We start from the raw sequence: 17,896 nt of genomic DNA on the forward strand, positions 1-17,896 counted from the left end.
TTGCTTCGTACCTCGCAATGACGGTAGTTTAGAACATTCGTTTAACTATATCCATTGCACGTTATAACGATTTTTTTCAAGTTTTACCTGATGGATACTCGCAATGACATGGTTTTATACGCTCATGCCTCCTTCAGAGCCCGCGGACTTACCGCTTAGGGTCTAACCCATAACCCCTAACGGCAAAGCCGGGCTATCAAGTCCGAATACTGCGGATAACCCCCGCATAGCGCATCCTTTTCGGCCATTTCAAATTCGCTAAAATCAAAACCAGGCGCAACGGCGCAGCTGGCCAGGCAAAAACCTTGTTTGGATGGTATTTCGGCCGCGAACCATAAATCCGCCGGTATCACTACGGATAGGCTTCCGGTTTCCAGGTCAGAAAGTTCGATGCTTTGGAGCAATCCCGCGTTGCCCAGTACATGGATATGCAATGGCGACCCTTTGTGAAAATACCAGATCTCGTCGGACTTTAGCCTGTGGAAACCCGAATAATCATTTCCCTCCAATAGGTAATAAATAGACGTAATGGCCTGTTTTAGCTTGTCGCTATAAGCCACCCCAACTTCAATCTCCGACCGGAAAACTTCTTTGTAAAAACCACCCTCGGGGTGTGGCATCAGGTTTAGTTTGTTAATCCAATATCCGGCGTTGTTTTCCATTAAGTTACAAGTTTTTCTGTCGATAAATATCGGCAAAGCTATAGATAATAGTTGTCAGAAATCCGCTTTAAAATATCCGCTGCTGTATCACTCCCATAAAAGCATCTTTAAATTTCTCGCTGATGGGGATTTGCTTGCCGGCTATATAAATGTGGTTGTCCATTATTTTGTTAAGCTGGCGGGTGTTTACAATGTAGGAGTTGTGAACGCGTACAAATGGCGGCGATAGCTGTTCGTCAATATCTTTTATGCGGCGGTATATAAGCAGCTGTTCGGTACTGGTTACCAGGCGTACGTACTCCTTTTGCCCTTCAAAATACTGGATATCATCCAGCAGAATTTTGCGCAGCTCCTTGCCCGATTTTACAAAAAAGTATTCGTTGCCAACGGCGGGTGGTGCTTTTTCGTTGCCTTGGTTTTTTGTAAAATAGGCCTCAATTTTTAACTGGGCGGCCAAAAAACGCTCAAGCGTTATGGGCTTCAATAAATAATCGATGGTTTGGAAGGTATAACTTTCGGCAGCGTACTGCGAGTAGGCGGTGGTGAAAACAATTTTGGTGTCTTTTGATAGCAGGCCGGCCAGTTCCATACCGGTAAGCTGCGGCATGTTGATATCCAGGAAAATAAAATCGGCCTTTTGTTCCTTTAAAAAAGCCATAGCTTCCAATGCATCGTAGCATTTGGCCAGCAGCGCCCATTTGGTATACTGGCCAACCATCATTTCCAGCAGCTTAACCGCGTTTGGTTCGTCGTCGATAATTATGCAGCTTAAATTCATGCTAATGGGATTTTTAAAAAGGCCGTAAACATTTCTTCGCTATTGCTGATGGTGAGTTCAAATTTATTGCCGTATAACAGCTCAAGCCGTTTGCGCAAATTCTGGATCCCGAAACCGCCGGCGGCATCCGTTTTTTGATTAAAAATACGGTTTTTGGCTTCAAATGTAAGGTAACGGCCCTGTTGCACCAGCGCCAGTTCAATTTTATTGTCGATGCTGGCTTTATCAATGCCGTGCTTAAAAATATTTTCAACAAAGGTCATGAGTAGCATGGGCGGTATCTGCAGGTGCGGGCTGCAATCCTGTATAAAGTTGATGTCTATTTCATGCCTGATCCGGATTTTTTCAAGCGCGATATAGTTTTCCAAAAACTGGATCTCGGTATTAACGGATACCTCGTCTTTAGGGCTTTCATCCACAAAATAGCGCATAATGTTGGATAGCTGCTCTACCAGTTTGGCGGTGCGGGGCGAATCGACATAAGCCTCGTAATAAATATTATTGAGGGTATTGAACAAGAAATGCGGCTGCACCTGCGATTTAAGCAGGTTTAACTCGGCCTGGCTTTTTTGCACCAGTATTTTTTCTGATTGTTGTTTAATTTCGAAGTAAGCCAGCGCTATCCTGAAAATAAAGCTGAGCAGATAGGTCATGAAACCGGCCACCACAAAATTGAGCATCATGCTAAAAGTCATCTTTTCGGGGTGGCTGGCAAAAAAAGTGTTGTACGAGTACATGATTAAAAAACCACGTGCCACACCGCCAATAACCAGTAACAGCACCACATAAATTACATACTGTACCCGGCGCCCTTTTTCATAAAAACGGGGATACAAAAATTTAATGTTGCCATAAATAACCAGCAGGTAAAAAGCCACGCTGATAACCGTAAAAATGCTGGCATGGTTAAACCCATCAACCGGCAGTATCGAAAAAAAGATGATAAAAAACACCGCTATCCATATTACCCATTGCAGGCGTGTAAGCGTGGGCATGTTTTTAATGAAATTCATTTTTAAATGTACAAAGCTTTTTGTTTTGGGCAGATGATTTTCAACCAAAAGGCCCCAATATTCAACCAATTACTTGTGTGCCCATACTGCGGCGGTTGAGATATTAAGGGCAAGCATTAAAAATAACGGGGCAAGGGTTGAAATCATTTGCCCTTGTTGTTAATAAAACCAAGCTTTAATTATTCAATTTTTCAACCACACCTTTAAAGCTTATACAATGAAAAAATTACTGATTGCCGCCTTTGTGGCGGTTGTTATCCAGTTTTCCTTTACCGACCTGGCCCACGCGCAACTGCTTACATCAACACCAAGCGGGGGCAATAAAAAAGCATCCGTTACCGAAATGATAGGCATTACCGATGTAACCATTAACTACAGCCGCCCCCATGTGAACAAGCGCGACGGCCATATTTGGGGCGAGCTTGTTTACAACGGCTATGCCGACCTGGGTTTTGGCACCTCAAAAGCAGCACCATGGCGGGCCGGCGCCAATGAAAACACCACCATCGAATTTTCAACCGATGTAAAGGTGGAAGGCCAGCCCTTAGCCGCCGGTAAGTATGGTTTTTTTATTGCCTACGGCGCTGATGAGAGTACGCTGATATTTTCAAAAAACGCCACTTCATGGGGCAGTTTCTTTTATAACCAGGCCGAGGATGTGTTGCGTGTAAAAGTGAAACCAGTACCGGCAGCGACGAGTGTGGAATGGCTTAAATACGAGTTTGCCGACCAAACCCCAACCAGCGCCGTAATTCAGTTACAATGGGAAAAACTGGTAATTCCGTTTAAGGTTGATGTTGATTTGCCCGCCACACAGCTTGCCGTATTCAGGAAAGAACTGCGTACCAACAAAGGCTTTAACTGGGAAAGCTGGGAACAGGCCGCTGCCTTTTGCGCCCAAAACAAAACCAACCTGGAAGAGGGCCTGCTATGGGCCGATACCGCAACCAGCGTAAATTTTGGTGGCAACCAGGTATTTCAGACCTGGAAAACCAAAGCGGCAATATTGAGCAATTTGGGCCGCAACGCCGAAGCAACGGCCACCATGAAAACTGCCCTGCCATTTGCCGATGTTAACGACCTATATTTTTACGGCAAAAGCCTTATTGCCGAAAACAAAGGCCAGGAAGCACTTGAGGTATTTAAGCTGGATTACCAAAAACACCCCGACGAGTTTTTAACCAACACCGGCATGGCCCGCGGGTACATGGCCGTAGGCGATAACAAAAAAGCTCTGCCCTACGCCCTGAAAGCCCAAAAGCAGGTAGTTGGCAAAATAAATAAAGATACTATTGATAAAATGGTAACCACTTTGCAGGCGGCGAAGTAGGCCGTCAGAATCAGAATTTTCAGAATTTGGGAATTGGCAGAATGAGGTAGTGGGTTTGGGAGAAAAAAAGTGGGGCGCTGTGCGATTCCTTCATCGGGGAAGAGTCGCGCGCTCCTTCGCTTTTTTATTTCTTCCGGACACTTATAGAGTTGTATAACACTTGCTTAAAAGGCGGCTAGTATGGTGATCTATCGACCAGAAGCTAAGCAAGGGGGGCGCCTATTTAAGAAACCGAAATGCCTTAATAAGTTGTCTTAGTAAACACTATTCTAAGGCTATCAGATAACAAAGTCATTTTACTTTGGCGGCCATAGGAGGCTTCCTGAGCATTTTCGTAGCTGATGATTTGAAAGCTTTTGTTAAAAATGTGATTTTTTGATTTAATCTTTATGTAGATTGAATTGTCCTTTACATACACAGACCAAGTCCCTTTGTTGTATATGGAATCTTCGAGCATTGGTAGCGAAACGGGTAAAAAACAGGAATGATCCTTATTTAATAACAATGCTGGTAAAACTAAACGTTCAGAAATATTAGCCTCCTTAAGGTAATAAACCTTATTTATATCCCATTCCCCTTTAAATTTTTCGTCGGAAATTAAGTTGTTGCAGCCGAATAGTAATATAGTTGAAAGTATTGATAAGATATGTTTCATGTAACCGAATAATGAATACTTAACCTAAATAATATTATTAATGCTTCCAAACATAAAATAGAAAAATGCGTCGGGTAAGACCAATAGGAGCAAGCTATTCATTTTACGTCAAGCTTTAAATTTTGACCCGTTGGCAAGATCGAGGTCAGCCTTGGTCTTCGTACTTTTTTACCAGATCATGTATAAATAGGTCATATTCATCCCGCATGGGTAGCATAAAGTCGGTATGCAGGGCTCGTCTGTCAACCAATACATGCTTGTTGTTCTTTGGGTTAAATCCTTCCTTTTTTAAATCTTTCCAATAAACACCTATTCCTCTTTTTTGCCATGCAGGAACGTTATTGAAATTAATGCCGTACTGAAACAGTAATTCGTTCTTGGCGGCAATACTCATCCCTTCGATTTTAGAAGTAGCTTCCCGCGCATTAAAGTTATCCTGCCTTAAACGCCAGTAACAATGCGCATTTAATGCATTTCTGTGTGCATCTTCATTACGCCATCTGAAATAATCTCCTACTAAGTGTATGTTGGGAAGTTCTGATAGACGACAGTCAAAGGCGCCTACGTTTCCCAGGAGAGCGGAAAATTTAGCACTCGCTTCGCCCGCCAGTATGGAAATGTATTTTCTGGTCTTTCGCCCAAAAAGGCTTTCATTAGGATGAAAGAGCAATGATATTTCATCACTTTCTGTATAACCGTAAATTACATTAAAACCGCAATTCATCAGGTGTTTTACCGTTTCGACCATTAAGTCGCGAAATTTTTCGTCAAAAGGCGCCTCGAAACGGTGCACTTCCTTAGTCAGCCGGGTAAAGCCTCGTCCGTCAATCCGGGCCACCATGTACATGCCGGGTAAAACGCAGCGGTCCTGAGAGGTTTCATAAACCCTCATTTTAACATCCAGCTCATCAAATTTCATCTGACCATTCATTTACCGTGAACATATTATTCTCGGCTGTTACATAATATAGTTCGTCGAATCCTTCATCCATCTGTGGCAGGTTCAGCCGTTTATAAGTTCCTTTTATACCAACTTCAGGAATCTTCTCTTTACCAGTCCGTTGGTTATTACGCGCTAAAGCAACAGCCACTTTAGATTGAAAATAGTATCCGATCACTTTAAACTTATTTGCTTTTGCTATGGCAATATATTTTGCCCTTTCTTCCGGAGAAGGATTGGTGTTGTCTATCACAAAAGGCTGAAATGTGAGTATACAAGTTTCGATAAACCGGAGTTCTTTATTTCTTGTGTTTAGCTGATCTAAAGAGATACGCATATGCGTATTAAAAAACCGCTCTTTAAAAAAGGTACTTTTTCCTGTTGCCTGAATACCGCAAAATATTACTGCTTCCATTTTTATAAGGGCTCATCGGAGCGTGGTAAACAAATCTATAGCAAATATCCCACAAGCCCTATCCCCAATCACATTAAATTCGGTTGGCTCACCGAAGCCTCTGTATTATATTAGGTTTGCAACCAAAGCATATGTAAACTACAAACCTTGGCTGGTGCGGTAACAACGCCAACCAGAAACTTAATCACCTACGCGCTGGATACGCTACCCTTTATGGATGTTTCATTACCAGTTCATGGAAGTTGAGCCATTTACGCCAGGCCCATTGTATTTGTTGCGCTTTTTTGGTAGCGCTGTCTTCCACGTTCTCAAACAACTGTACAAAAATCACATCGTTGGCCAATTCTTTTATTATAAAGGCGCCTTTGAAACTTAACAATCTTTCTTTTGGCACAAAATGATAAAACTCTTCCCCAAACCACATTTTCCAGCACGCCAACAATTCGGTACTGCTTATCATGTCGCTTCTGCCGGGGTTACCCGATGTATCAAATATTTTTTTGCCAAAATAGTCTTTTTTATAAGGCAGGCCTTTTGAAAGAGATAGCGGTATCCTGTTTACTAAATAATGAGTTTCAAATATTTCGGATTGTTGTGTTTCGTATTTATGATCATAAAGGTAAGCGCATGAAAAACCTTTTCTCGCAATTATATTTTCGATCTCTTCATCAGGAGGGTTAAAAACCTCCCGTTGCTGAACAATAGAGAAATGTTGGTACGGCTTTTTGACGGCTTGTACATGGGTTGTCATAAATGAATTTTCATCAAATGAAATAAAAAAAAACGTTTCACTTGAACTGAGGCCTTCAATTACTTTTTTGTGTTTTTTTTCGTCCCAGTCTGTCACATTTTGTTTACAGGCAAACCTTTCGGGCCTATAGTGTAAGTATTTATTTATCATTCCGATATGAAATTTCCCATCCAGCGAAAACTCCTTAAAACTCAGAGACAATTCTATCTGCATTTTATCTTTATCGATATGACTATGGTGCTTTAATTGAATATGATGCTTGTATAACATTAGCCACCTATATACCAGGTTTTCCTTTAGTTTATGCCAATATGTTTTCAAATTATTCATTAGTGAAAAATCCTTAAAATTTGGCAATAATCCTACTTCCATTTTATTTCTATGATTACGATATTTTTTAGCCCGTGACCGGTGTTTTCACCGCGCCACTAATTCGCAATCTCTAAAGTTAAAAAGCATAAAAAAAGCCCCGCGAACGTGCGGGGCTGATAGCACTAAGGCTTGAATCTTTGTTCGGGTATCATCTTACTGAAGTGCAAAAAAAAGCATCAGGGATAAAGGAGTAATAATTATAGCTAAGTGACTGACTAATAGCTTGTTGTTTGTAGTTTAGAAATAGTATTGACTAATAATAATATCCAATGATTTAAAATCAGCGATACACACCATTTCTGAGTTTGGATTTTTTAACATCCTTTATTTGGTACGGCATAAATCACGTTGCCCGAAACAGATAAATTGAAGCCATAATTTTCTACAGCAGGAAGTAGCATTTTTTTCCACGTTTTGCCCATGTCAGATGACCGGAACATACCATCTGAGCGGCCGCATATTAAATATTTACCCATTTGTTTAATTGATAAAATATCCGGTGAAGATTTAAGTAAGCCTATTTGTTTCATTAATAAATTACTCCAGGAAGGTTGAAGTTCCTCACCTATGGCATTCCAGGTTTTTCCACTATCCAGTGAAATGTGTAAGCTGTTTGTTTGGGTTATTGTGTTGTATACTATAGCAGCAAATCCTCCGTCTATACGTTCCGCAGCGATGCCAACACCCCCTTCACTAATCGCACTATTCCAGTTTTGACCATCATCGGTCGATCTTAATATTCCATCTTTGCTGGTAGACAGAAGTACACCGTTTGACTCTGCCAATTTCATTCTACCGTCTCCAACATGCACTTGTTTCCAGGTTTTTCCACTGTTAGTAGATCTAAAAAGGCAGTTGTTGGAGCCAATGAAAACGGTGCCTCCGGCAGTTTCAAAAACGGTGCGTACTTCTCTCTCTTTATAATTCTTGTACATCCAATCTATCGTTCTGTCTATGCGTACGGCTTGCTCTTGAAAATTGGTGTACATGGGCGACCAATTATTGGTTCCGTTTATTTTTTGTAAAAATTGACCCCTGAAATCATATGCGAGTATCCCATTCTTGCCAGGGACAATGTTACGTTGTGTACCAGGGAAAATTTCTTTTGTCCAAAAAGGAGTTGTGGAATTTGGTTCACTGTGATAAACCCCATTTCCGGCACGTAAATATAGTCCACGGTCATTTGCAAATAAACCATCTCTCCACACACCTTCTCTCTGTAAATTTTCAGGTAGTCCTTGGCTAATGTCCTGCCATGTTTGTCCGCCATCAACAGATTTAAAAATGATGTTGACAATCGCCGATGATTTGCCTTCTTTTATTGGTTTCTTTTTTGCTTCCTTTTCTTTTAGCACAAAAGAATTTAGTAGAAATAATACCAGGAAGATAGCCGGAACAAACACAAATAATCTTTTCATTTTTTTAAATTTTAAGTAAAACATATGTTTCATAATCTGTTTTATGATCCTATCAGAATTGATGCAGCAAAATTACTTTGATATATTTCGGCGCGGGGAATTTGGATTGTAAATAAAAATGTAAACTTTGTAAATAAGTAGTCAATAGTGCGTCTGATAGCCTAAATCTCGTCTTGGGAAACACAAATAGCTCATTCGGAGAACAAAGAAAATATTATCTTTAAATTAGGGCACCAACCACATGATATTACCCCGGTAGGTGAAAAGGCGGCCTTGTAATTATCAATAAACAACATCATGAGTTTTAACGTGTTTAAACAAAATTCAAACCAGGTAATTAAACCTTCTACCAGGGTCTACCGAAAACAAATGATCGAAGGGTTTTCAATCCCGGCAATCATCCACAATGACCATTATTTTTTTGTTGATTTAAGCGTTTATGAAGATGGCAGGGTTGAATGTTGGAACTTTGAGGACTTTGACCATTTTAAGAATGATGTGCAGCGAGGCTGGGTAGCGGTTAGCATTCCGGATAATAAAGACATTTCCATTCATGGTCTTGGTAGCTGGACAATAGAAAAAGGAAATTGGCTATTTACTAAGGATACTTTTATTGAGTATATCCGGGAGGTAATTAAGCAACTTAACCCTAAACTGGAGAATATTTACAAACACGTTGAGAAAAAAATAAATGGCGTTGTAGTCGGTGAAAGAGGCAAGGGAACCATATATAAAGCGCAGCAAACGGCGAAATATGATTTTTTTAAAGCAAAGATTGATGGGACAAGCACAGACCTGTTTTACAAGTTAGATGATGCCTTTTACCTGGTACAGGTAAAAGTTTTTGCCGATGACAGCCTTGAACTTGCACGATTAGAAACTCCCCTTAGCTTAAAGATGGAGGAACTTGAAAAACACATAACCGAGGGGGTTTTATTAACAGATATCCCTGCAGGGTCAACAGTTTATATTTATGGACTTGGCCATTTTACTGTTCAAAAAAAATTATTCGCCTCATCTATTCATGACAAACTATTGGAGATAAAGGATATACAAAGACAGTTGAAAGGCGAACCTACCACATTAGACGTTTGTAAAAACGCGTACCAGGATTACTTAGAAGAACCTACCAAAAGCAACAAGGACAAACTGAGGATAGCTTATGAGCAGGTGCCCAACCACCAGAAAAGATTTGTTGGTGATATGGACACAAAAGATATTGCTGTACGAATGATAATTTACGGGGAGCAGGAAATTGAAAAATGGTCGCACTACCAATTGGCAAAAACAAGAGGTGAAAAACTCCCGACGATTACGTTGCCAAAGCCTAAAGATGGTTGAGCTGTTTTTTTACCATTAAAGCTTCGCTATAGCTAAGAGCTCAGGTACAACAAAATGTTCTTCGTATTTTTCTTCAGCGAAATTACTTTGATACCTTTCAGACCGGGAAATCTGGATTTTAAATAAAAATGTAAACTTTGTAAATAAAAACCTGACAATATGCATCTTAGTCGAAATCTCCTCGCCGGGAAACGCAAGTACCTGTGCGCATTGATTTTGCTCTCGTTTATCTCTGTGATCTGCGCGGCTTTCAGCATGACCGGTAACAACGACTTTGATATCGCCAGGAGGGAAGTTTTGCTCCGCAGGATTGGACATGAACTATTGTTACAATCGGGCGATAGTACATCAAGGGTGCTCCCGGTAAAAAAGATCACAGAAAATGAGTACCAGATCAGGTTTGAAAAAAATCTTACTTTTTTACCGGATTCCCTGGTGAATACTACCCAGCGTTTGTTGGCCAAAGATCCGCTCGCAAGTGATTATGTTGTTAACGTGCTGACCTGTGGCAACTCCAGTGTAGCCTATGGATACGCTATATCCCAAAATAAAAAAGATGACATTGTACCCTGCAGAGGAAGAAAGCAACCCAGCGCATGTTACATGATCAACGTCAAATTCAAACCTACGGGAATAAATACAGCAAAGAATGGATACCTGCTGGGCAGCCTGCCATTTTTAGCATTTGTTGGTTTTGTTTTATTTAGATCGGTTAAGCCGAAAAAAACCTTGCCTGATGATCAGTGCACAGACATGTTAACTTTAGGCGCGGTGTCGTTTGATGCGAAGAATCGTAAGCTGACAATAAATGAAAATACCATAGACCTGACCGGAACTGAAACGCGCCTGCTGCTCATTTTTGCATCGTCGCCTAACCAGACCATAGCGCGAAGCCGGCTGCAAAAAGAGATATGGGAAGATGAAGGTGTTATTGTGGGGCGCAGCCTGGATATGTTTATATCAAAACTCAGAAAAAAATTGGAGCCCGACCCCAATATCAACATCGTTGTGATACGCGGCAAAGGATATAAGCTTGAGATTAGCGCTTAAGAAGAATCTCTGCGGGCCGAATTGAACTTATGGAATATACTAAGCATGTTGCCACACAAGCAAGAGGGCGGTAGCTTAGGGGCTAGTCAATTAATGAAACCAAAAAATGACTCTGTTTCTTTAATTTAAATGGTTTCCGTTATACTCGATGGAATAAATAAAACCATTGAAAAGATAAAAAGAAAGTTGATGATCTTCGGCAATAATATGGAGTACGTAAAATATTTTATCGCAATAATTACTGCTGTTTTGTATTATAGTTGTAAACCAGATTTATCTGATGTAAAATCAAAAGAGTTTAAAGGTATAGTACTTGGCAAGTATAAGAACAAACCTTGTTTTGGTACTATTATTATCAAAGACAAAAGAGTAGTAGATACTTTATCGCATATATGTAACTGCCCCCCGCAAAAGAGGATGTGTGGAATTATGTTGTTCAAGGGGATACTATATTTAAAGAAGGTGGTAGTTTTGAAATAGATGTAATTCGAAAAAATGTAATTCGAAAATTTGACTACCCAATTTGTTATCAATAATATTCGGTGGCTCACGGAAACCCCTGTATTATATTAGGTTTGCAACTAAAGCCTATGTAAACTACAAGTTTTGGCTGGTGCGGTGATAACACCGACCAGAAGCTGAAATGTAAATACTATCCCGGATTTTACTTTAGTATAGTTACCGCGCCGCTCAGTTTGGCCGCGGTTTTGTTGGGCATAACAATGTAATAATAAGTGCCTGTCGGCAGGGGCTTGCCATTATAGGTACCATCCCAGGCAGTAAAATAACCTAACGAATGATATAACATAACCCCATACCGGTTAAAAACAGATAAGTTGCATTGTGGATAATTTTTTAAAGCAGGAATGTTCCAGGTATCATTAACGCCGTCGGCATTAGGAGTGAATATGTTGGGTATTTTTATTTCGTTAGTGGGCAGCTCTGTTACAGTAAGGGTGCCGGTTAAATAAGTAATAGTATAATTTACCGCGTTGGCGCCGCTTGCGGTTATGGGATAGCTGCCGGCTGGTGATACCGAAGTAGCAGTTGTAGCAGCCTGTGGCTGTTTTGTAAGGTTTTGGATTCCGTCCTGGTTAACAAAGCCTGTGTAAGTAAAAGTAAAAGGCGGATTAGCCGTTCCCGCCAGTTTGGTTTTGTTGTCGGCAGTTATGATGAGGGCTGCAGGGGTTACAATGATATCGCCATTTATAGTAGTTATTTTGTAATTGGCAGGGTTAAAGGTACCGCCGCTATACCCCTTGCTGCCCGTTGCGGCAGGGTAGGTTGCTGCATTTGCGGTTGCCAAAGCGCCGTCGCCATAGTCTGTTATTAAACTGCCTATGGTTTCGTTGTTTTGCAGGCCTTTACTTATAAAACCGGTTGTTAAGCCATTTGATAATGCCGTACCGTACACTTTAGTCACATTATTAATATTAATGTTTAAGGGTGCGGGCTGTACCGTACTTAAGGCTGTTGCAACTATCGCCGCTGCAGCCCCGGGGCTGGTAAGGGTAACGTTGCCGGTATAAGCTCCTGCCGCATCTGTTTGTTTTAACCGCACATAAATTGTTTCGGTTGCTATGGTGCCCGGGCCACCAATAATGAGTGTATTAGTAAATGTTTTATTATCGGTACTTAGCTCAAACCCGGCCGGCGCCGTTATCAGTATTGCATCATTCATATTTACCGCGTTTACGGTAAAAATGGTAGTTGGCGAAACAGTGCCATAGGTAGTATTAAGCGCAGAAAGTGTCCCCAATATGGTAATGGCCGGCGGTGGAGTAGGTTTTACTGTAATTTTAAATGTAGTAGAAGGGCCGCTGCACCCGGTACCGTTTGTAACAAAATTATTGTACGATATCGGGGTTGTACCTACATCAATTACCCTTATAACCTTATTGGTTAAAGCGTCGATAACTGATACGTTATTTGCGCCGGAATTGGATATGTAAACCAGGTTGCCATTTTTACTTACAGCTACACCTGTTGGCTGATATCCCACCGGGATGGTTGCACTTACTGTGTTGCTTTCCGCATCAATAACAGATACGCTTGCATCATTGAAATTTGATACATATAACTTTTTGCTGTCGGCGCTTATCGCAATTCCGCCGGGTGCGGCGCCAACCGGTATCACAGCGTCAATTGCATAATCAGCGATGTTAATTATAGTAACGGTTGCATTGTTATAGTTAGTGATGTATAGTTTTTTATTATCGTTGCTAATTGCAGCGGCATATGCTGAACTCATAGGCAAGGTTGATATTATTTTGTTGGTTTTAATATCAATAACCGATATAGAAGGGTTGTACACGTTACATACGTATGCTTTATCACCGTAGGGGTCAATAGCTGAGTAAAATGGGCCCGACACGCCTTTAATAACTGCTTCAACGCTATTGGTAGCGGTATTTATAACCGAAACCGTACTCGGGAGCGTACTTGTTACATAGGCATATTTGCCGTCGGGCGTAATAACCACTCCCGCCGCGTAGGCATCTACGGGTATAGTGGCTATTACCTCGTTGGTTGAGGTACTGATTACCGAGACACCGCCATCGGCACTGTCGCCGGTTACATACACACGGGTTTGGTCGGGACTTATCGCGGTACCTGTTGGTTGGCGTACTACGGGGATGGTTTTTACAACAGTGTTAGTGCCCAGGTTAATGATAGATACCGTAGCATCTGCGTTATTACAAATGTAAGCATACCCAAGTGATTGCGGGGTAACCGTTATGCTGGCGGTAATAGTCGCATTAGTGTTATTTATTGTTTTAAATGGCGCAATATCTCCTGTTCCGCTTGCCGGTAAACCGATGCCGGGCGCGTTATTTGTCCAACTAAAGGTATTTCCCGTACCGGTAAAGTTAACAGATGTGGTAATATCACCATTCAACACCGTTTGATCGGCCACTTTATTTACAGTAGGTAAAGGATCAATTACCCAATCTACAGCTACCCCACGATTTGCAGCCCCAGGCGAACTTAGGTTAACGCTGCCGGTAAAATGACCAGGCGATTTTTTTAACGCCCGTATGTAGATAACCGTATTATCTACAATTCCGCTGATTTGTTCAATAAGTAAAGTATTTGAATAGCCAGACACAGGTGCAAATGAAATTTCAAATCCCGAAGGTGCAGATACAGTTATATTGCCGGTAAGGGCAGCGCCCGATACCGAAAACTGCTGTGTGTTTTCTGCAGCAGTCACGAACCCCTCGCAGACAGAAAAGCCATGATCAATAGGGCTAACAGTAATTTCGGGCTGCAAGGTTAGCTTGCCGCCGCCTATAGCTGTACTATGTTTAATATTAATGGTGTTACACGCATTTTTTAACAGGTGGCATTTGCTCATTGCGCCAAAACCCGACCATAAATAAAATAGCGCGAAAAGAGTACAAGTAAAAGTTTTCACCATTCAACAAGGTTCATGTCGGCATCAAATATACAATTTCGACTCTATTCAGTTCGTGTTTTGAAAAACTGCGTGGGAAAATCGCTTTAAAAAATGAAGGTATTTGTCCCTGTGTGCCAAAGGTATGCCGTCTCCACTGGTGCACGTGTGTCGCGTGTGCCCCCGCTGATAGGTAAACGCCATGCTAAGTAATAAATATGCAAATCCCGGACGTTCGTTTCATCCGGGATTTTGTATTTTTAAATGCAACAAAAGAGTAACACAAAGACATTAAGGTTAACAACAAATATTGTTGATTGTCCTAAAGGCATTGCGTATACTTAGCGTGCAGGCGAACAAGCCAGGAGGGATTGGCTATTTAAATTTTACAATCCTAATTACAACAAAATAATAATTTGCATATATATTATGAAAATCTCATTTGTCCTTTGTTTGATATATCTAACAATTTCGTTTTCCTCCTGTAATGGCCAGCAGATGAAAATGCCTCCATCGGCGTGCATGGAACTAAATAATAAAGGAACCGGGTATATGATGAATTATTCTATGGATGGGAAAAACGGATTGTTAAAGGCCATTGACCTTTTTAACCAGGCAATAAATTGTGATCCTACATATTTACTTGCTCATTTAAATTTGGCCAACGCCTATGACCGGAATCAAGACTATAAAAAAGAACTCGCTATCTATAATAAAGCGTTGATTCTCTCCAACAATCATCCGTCAATCATTACACAAAAAGCAGAGGTGTTTGAGAAAATGAGCATGTTAGATTCTTCAAAGAGGGTATACCAATTAGCGTGGCAAAGTTTTACCGACAGCCTGGCAATTCACCCCAATGATACAAATTTTATAGGCGGTTTTATCCTGGTGATAGCTTTAACAGAAGGAAAAGAAGCTGCTTTGAAAGAGTTAGATAGACGAATTTCGCTAAATCCGGAACTTAAATCAAAAATGAATACGGATTATTACTTTTACCAAAATTTTGACAAAAGAGCATATCTTTATCATCTAACTCAATAAAACACGGTAGTGGCATTTAGCCCGTGGTGGGCGTTATCGCCGCACCACTTTCGGTTGGCTCACGGAAGCCCATGTATTATATTGGGTTTGCAACTATGTAAACTACAAACTTTGGCTGGTGCGGTGATAACCACCGGCCAGAAGCTGAAAGGTGAAGTTGCGTTTAGATCACAACTGCTCGTAAAATTACCACGGCTTAATTCAACAATACCTGCAAAATACGGGTGTGTTTTTTACGCCGCCGCTTGCCTGTTGTATTTGTGCTTATAATCGGCGGGCGACAAACCTGTAAACTTTTTAAACACCGCCCTGAAAGCCTTAACATCATTATAACCTACCTGGTACATTACCTCGTTTACATTTTTTGATGAGTTTTCCAGCTGCTTTTTAGCGGCTTCTACCTTCACCCGCTGAATGTATTCGGTCGGGGTGTTGTTGGTGGCTTTTTTAAAACGGCGTTCAAAATGGCGGCGGCCGATGGCAAACTGGTCGGCCAGGTCATCTACAGAAAGTTTCCCGGTGTAATTATGTTCAATAAATTCCTGTGCCAGCTTAATGGGTTCGTCCTCATGCTTTTTTTGCCCGTTAAACATGACAAATGGCGACTGGCTTTTCCGGTCAAGCTCGATAGCAAAAAATTTAGCGGCCAAAATAGCCAGTTCCCTGCCGGTATATTTTTCAATAATGTGCAGCAACAGGTTCCAGTAGGAGCTGGCGCCGCCGCTTGAGTAAAGGCCGTCAATCTCGGTAATGATGGTACCATCCGTCATGGCCACTTCCGGGAACATGGCCCTGAACTCGTTGCCCGACATCCAATGGGTAGAGCATGATTTTCCGTTAAGCAACCCCGTAGATGCCAGGAGGAAAGCACCAAGACAAAGAGAAGCCACCTCGGCGCCATTTTTATACTGATTGATTATCCAGGGCACAAAATCCTTGTTCAGCTCAACCATGGCCTTCATATCGCCCGATAGCGCAGGGATAACCACCAGGTCGGTTTTTTTAAGATCGCTTATCAGCACATCCGTATTAACCGTGAAAGCACCGTTGTTGAGCGGTACCTGGGCGGTTAAGCCCACCAATTGAACCTCAAACGCAGGCTGTTTACCGGCGCTAACCAAAAATTGATTAATGGCGGTGAACATATACCGCGGATCGACGATTGCAGACGGGACGGCCTCATAGGGCACCAGTATCGAAATGTGTTTCATGTTGATCAAATCTAAGCAATCAAAAAATAAAAAGTCGCATTTACACCCTGCAGATGTCAAATACGTGCAGTACTTATTTGCTTACGCCACGCTACCTTTGAATTAACAAAATCACCAACAAAAAATATCATTATGGAAACCACAGTATCACCAACCACGGCGGCCGCGCCTTCAAAATCATCATTGTTAGCCGGGCGTATCATCAGCGTTATCTGCATTTTATTCCTGCTGTTTGATGCTATCGCCAAAATCATGAGAGAAAGCCACTCGGTAAAAGGCACCATTTTTTTGGGCTACGGCGAAAATATGGTACAGGTAATAGGGGCCATACTCCTGGTTTGCACCATCATCTACATCATTCCGCGCACAGCTATTTTAGGCGCTATCTTAATTACCGGTTACCTGGGTGGCGCTGTAGCTATCATGATGAGAGCCAACCAGCCGGCCTATTTCCCTATAGTTTTTGGCATACTGGTATGGCTAAGCCTTTACCTGCGCGATGGAAAAGTAAAAAGCCTGCTCAACTTTGGCAGTAAGTGGTAAATCGGGGAAACCGGCTTTAAAATAATTCGCGCAAAGACGCAAAGAAAAATAAGGAATTCCTTTGCGGCTTAGCGTCTTTGCGCGAAAAACTCAAAAGCGGTTTCCCTAATAACATATAGCCTGTAAATAATAATTATAATAAAAAATGAGGGAGTTGGTGGCATCGGTAAATGTAACTTTAGATGGCTTTATGGCCGGGCCCGATGGCAGCCTTGACTGGCATTTTAAATACTGGGATGGCGAATTGTGCGAAAGCCTTTGCCGGCAACTGGCCCGGGCAGATACCATTTTATTAGGCGCACGCACTTATGAAGCCTTTGCCAACTACTGGCCCGCAAAAGCCAACGACCTGCTGATGGCCAAAGAAGATATTGTAATGGCCCAACTGATGAACCAACATACCAAAGCAGTAGTATCCAAATCAATCCACCTTACCCCCTGGCGCAATACCATCCTGCTAAAAGGAAAGTTAAAAAAAGAGATAGACCAATTAAAAGCCCAGCCGGGCCGGGATATCATAGTTTTGGGGAGCGGACAGTTGGTATCATCCCTTATGAAGCTAAACCTGGTGGATAGGTACGAGCTTTGGGTGCACCCGGTAGTAATTTCTACCGGGAAACGTTTGTTCCCAACCCTTAACCATAATTTACAAATGCGGTTAACCAACACGCAGGTATTTTCGTCGGGCATTGTGCGTTTGAGCTATGCTTATGAAAAAGCGGGTAAGCAGATGCATGTTGTTGGATTATCGGCATAAAACTTATTATTTGTATGCAAATCCGGGATGTGCATAGGCGGGGTAAAAAACCGCTGTTAGAAGTTCCTTCTAACAGCTATGCATGTAGTTTGTAACTACTGTATTTAGCCTGTGGTCGGTGTTTATCACCGCACCACTTTCGGTCGGCTCACGGACACCCCTGTATTATATTTTATATTGGGTTTGAAACTAAAGCATATGTAAACTAAAAGCTTTGGC

The 17,896-nt window shown here is 41.7% G+C and carries 16 protein-coding genes; 6 read left to right on the top strand and 10 right to left on the bottom strand.

Annotation, left to right across the window (positions count from 1 at the left end; translation table 11 throughout):
* Window positions 1–176: 176 nt before the first annotated feature.
* The 3 genes from AC1RM2_RS17925 to AC1RM2_RS17935 form a co-directional block, all read right to left on the bottom strand.
* Window positions 177–662 (bottom strand): cupin domain-containing protein, encoded by a 486-nt coding sequence (locus AC1RM2_RS17925; protein ID WP_492986550.1) that lies wholly within the window; start codon window positions 660–662, stop codon window positions 177–179.
* A 67-nt stretch (window positions 663–729) separates the two neighbouring features.
* Complete coding sequence (locus AC1RM2_RS17930) at window positions 730–1,440, bottom strand: LytR/AlgR family response regulator transcription factor (protein WP_492986551.1); 711 nt, start codon at window positions 1,438–1,440, stop codon at window positions 730–732.
* Window positions 1,437–2,453, bottom strand: a complete 1,017-nt coding sequence (locus AC1RM2_RS17935; protein ID WP_492986552.1) for a sensor histidine kinase — start codon at window positions 2,451–2,453, stop codon at window positions 1,437–1,439. The genes AC1RM2_RS17930 and AC1RM2_RS17935 overlap by 4 nt, the downstream gene beginning before the upstream one ends.
* A 217-nt stretch (window positions 2,454–2,670) precedes the next feature.
* On the opposite strand from AC1RM2_RS17935, the gene AC1RM2_RS17940 reads away from it, so the two are divergent.
* Window positions 2,671–3,783, top strand: coding sequence for a DUF2911 domain-containing protein (locus AC1RM2_RS17940; protein WP_492986553.1), 1,113 nt, complete (start codon window positions 2,671–2,673; stop codon window positions 3,781–3,783).
* A gap of 241 nt (window positions 3,784–4,024) precedes the next feature.
* On the opposite strand, the gene AC1RM2_RS17945 is transcribed toward AC1RM2_RS17940, so the two are convergent.
* The 5 genes from AC1RM2_RS17945 to AC1RM2_RS17965 form a co-directional block, all read right to left on the bottom strand.
* Window positions 4,025–4,438: a hypothetical protein gene (locus AC1RM2_RS17945; protein WP_492986554.1), complete on the bottom strand. Its 414-nt coding sequence runs from the start codon at window positions 4,436–4,438 to the stop codon at window positions 4,025–4,027.
* A 145-nt stretch (window positions 4,439–4,583) separates the two neighbouring features.
* Window positions 4,584–5,357, bottom strand: a complete 774-nt coding sequence (locus AC1RM2_RS17950; protein WP_492986555.1) for a tRNA(His) guanylyltransferase Thg1 family protein — start codon at window positions 5,355–5,357, stop codon at window positions 4,584–4,586.
* Complete coding sequence (locus tag AC1RM2_RS17955) at window positions 5,347–5,793, bottom strand: AAA family ATPase (protein WP_492986556.1); 447 nt, start codon at window positions 5,791–5,793, stop codon at window positions 5,347–5,349. Before AC1RM2_RS17955 ends, AC1RM2_RS17950 begins: the two co-directional genes overlap by 11 nt.
* A gap of 211 nt (window positions 5,794–6,004) precedes the next feature.
* Window positions 6,005–6,916 carry a hypothetical protein gene (locus AC1RM2_RS17960; RefSeq protein ID WP_492986557.1) on the bottom strand — a complete coding sequence of 304 codons (912 nt, stop codon included), beginning with the start codon at window positions 6,914–6,916 and terminating at the stop codon, window positions 6,005–6,007.
* 314 nt (window positions 6,917–7,230) lie between these two features.
* Window positions 7,231–8,334 (bottom strand): WD40/YVTN/BNR-like repeat-containing protein, encoded by a 1,104-nt coding sequence (locus AC1RM2_RS17965; RefSeq protein ID WP_492986558.1) that lies wholly within the window; start codon window positions 8,332–8,334, stop codon window positions 7,231–7,233.
* Between the two features lie 297 nt (window positions 8,335–8,631).
* On the opposite strand from AC1RM2_RS17965, the gene AC1RM2_RS17970 reads away from it, so the two are divergent.
* Both AC1RM2_RS17970 and AC1RM2_RS17975 read left to right on the top strand, forming a co-directional pair.
* Window positions 8,632–9,675 (top strand): DUF7638 domain-containing protein, encoded by a 1,044-nt coding sequence (locus AC1RM2_RS17970; protein ID WP_492986559.1) that lies wholly within the window; start codon window positions 8,632–8,634, stop codon window positions 9,673–9,675.
* Between the two features lie 159 nt (window positions 9,676–9,834).
* On the top strand, window positions 9,835–10,725 hold the full coding sequence (locus AC1RM2_RS17975) for a winged helix-turn-helix domain-containing protein (RefSeq protein ID WP_492986560.1): 891 nt from the start codon (window positions 9,835–9,837) through the stop codon (window positions 10,723–10,725).
* Window positions 10,726–11,389: 664 nt separating this feature from the next.
* On the opposite strand, the gene AC1RM2_RS17980 is transcribed toward AC1RM2_RS17975, so the two are convergent.
* Window positions 11,390–14,146: a T9SS type B sorting domain-containing protein gene (locus tag AC1RM2_RS17980; protein ID WP_492986561.1), complete on the bottom strand. Its 2,757-nt coding sequence runs from the start codon at window positions 14,144–14,146 to the stop codon at window positions 11,390–11,392.
* Between the two features lie 498 nt (window positions 14,147–14,644).
* Here AC1RM2_RS17980 and AC1RM2_RS17985 point away from each other — a divergent pair, with 498 nt between their 5' ends.
* Window positions 14,645–15,166: a tetratricopeptide repeat protein gene (locus AC1RM2_RS17985; RefSeq protein WP_492986562.1), complete on the top strand. Its 522-nt coding sequence runs from the start codon at window positions 14,645–14,647 to the stop codon at window positions 15,164–15,166.
* A gap of 233 nt (window positions 15,167–15,399) precedes the next feature.
* Here the strand turns inward: AC1RM2_RS17985 and AC1RM2_RS17990 are convergent, their stop codons facing one another.
* Window positions 15,400–16,377 (bottom strand): GlxA family transcriptional regulator, encoded by a 978-nt coding sequence (locus tag AC1RM2_RS17990; protein WP_492986563.1) that lies wholly within the window; start codon window positions 16,375–16,377, stop codon window positions 15,400–15,402.
* A 132-nt stretch (window positions 16,378–16,509) separates the two neighbouring features.
* Here AC1RM2_RS17990 and AC1RM2_RS17995 point away from each other — a divergent pair, with 132 nt between their 5' ends.
* Complete coding sequence (locus AC1RM2_RS17995; RefSeq protein WP_492986564.1) at window positions 16,510–16,920, top strand: DoxX family protein; 411 nt, start codon at window positions 16,510–16,512, stop codon at window positions 16,918–16,920.
* Between the two features lie 145 nt (window positions 16,921–17,065).
* Entirely contained in the window at window positions 17,066–17,677 is a 612-nt protein-coding gene (locus AC1RM2_RS18000) for a dihydrofolate reductase family protein (RefSeq protein ID WP_492986565.1), read from the top strand.
* Window positions 17,678–17,896 lie beyond the last annotated feature (219 nt).

Source organism: Mucilaginibacter sp. GW822-FHT03E02 (assembly GCF_058801545.1).

Coding starts and splice junctions, on each gene's coding strand:
- AC1RM2_RS17970 (WP_492986559.1), top strand. CDS start 8,632: ATGAGTTTTAACGTGTTTAAACAAAATTCAAACCAGGTAATTAAACCT.
- AC1RM2_RS17965 (WP_492986558.1), bottom strand. CDS start 8,334: ATGAAAAGATTATTTGTGTTTGTTCCGGCTATCTTCCTGGTATTATTT.
- AC1RM2_RS17945 (WP_492986554.1), bottom strand. CDS start 4,438: ATGAAACATATCTTATCAATACTTTCAACTATATTACTATTCGGCTGC.
- AC1RM2_RS17980 (WP_492986561.1), bottom strand. CDS start 14,146: ATGGTGAAAACTTTTACTTGTACTCTTTTCGCGCTATTTTATTTATGG.
- AC1RM2_RS17940 (WP_492986553.1), top strand. CDS start 2,671: ATGAAAAAATTACTGATTGCCGCCTTTGTGGCGGTTGTTATCCAGTTT.
- AC1RM2_RS17950 (WP_492986555.1), bottom strand. CDS start 5,357: ATGAAATTTGATGAGCTGGATGTTAAAATGAGGGTTTATGAAACCTCT.
- AC1RM2_RS17935 (WP_492986552.1), bottom strand. CDS start 2,453: ATGAATTTCATTAAAAACATGCCCACGCTTACACGCCTGCAATGGGTA.
- AC1RM2_RS18000 (WP_492986565.1), top strand. CDS start 17,066: ATGAGGGAGTTGGTGGCATCGGTAAATGTAACTTTAGATGGCTTTATG.
- AC1RM2_RS17990 (WP_492986563.1), bottom strand. CDS start 16,377: ATGAAACACATTTCGATACTGGTGCCCTATGAGGCCGTCCCGTCTGCA.
- AC1RM2_RS17960 (WP_492986557.1), bottom strand. CDS start 6,916: ATGGAAGTAGGATTATTGCCAAATTTTAAGGATTTTTCACTAATGAAT.
- AC1RM2_RS17985 (WP_492986562.1), top strand. CDS start 14,645: ATGGAACTAAATAATAAAGGAACCGGGTATATGATGAATTATTCTATG.
- AC1RM2_RS17975 (WP_492986560.1), top strand. CDS start 9,835: ATGCATCTTAGTCGAAATCTCCTCGCCGGGAAACGCAAGTACCTGTGC.
- AC1RM2_RS17955 (WP_492986556.1), bottom strand. CDS start 5,793: ATGGAAGCAGTAATATTTTGCGGTATTCAGGCAACAGGAAAAAGTACC.
- AC1RM2_RS17925 (WP_492986550.1), bottom strand. CDS start 662: ATGGAAAACAACGCCGGATATTGGATTAACAAACTAAACCTGATGCCA.
- AC1RM2_RS17995 (WP_492986564.1), top strand. CDS start 16,510: ATGGAAACCACAGTATCACCAACCACGGCGGCCGCGCCTTCAAAATCA.
- AC1RM2_RS17930 (WP_492986551.1), bottom strand. CDS start 1,440: ATGAATTTAAGCTGCATAATTATCGACGACGAACCAAACGCGGTTAAG.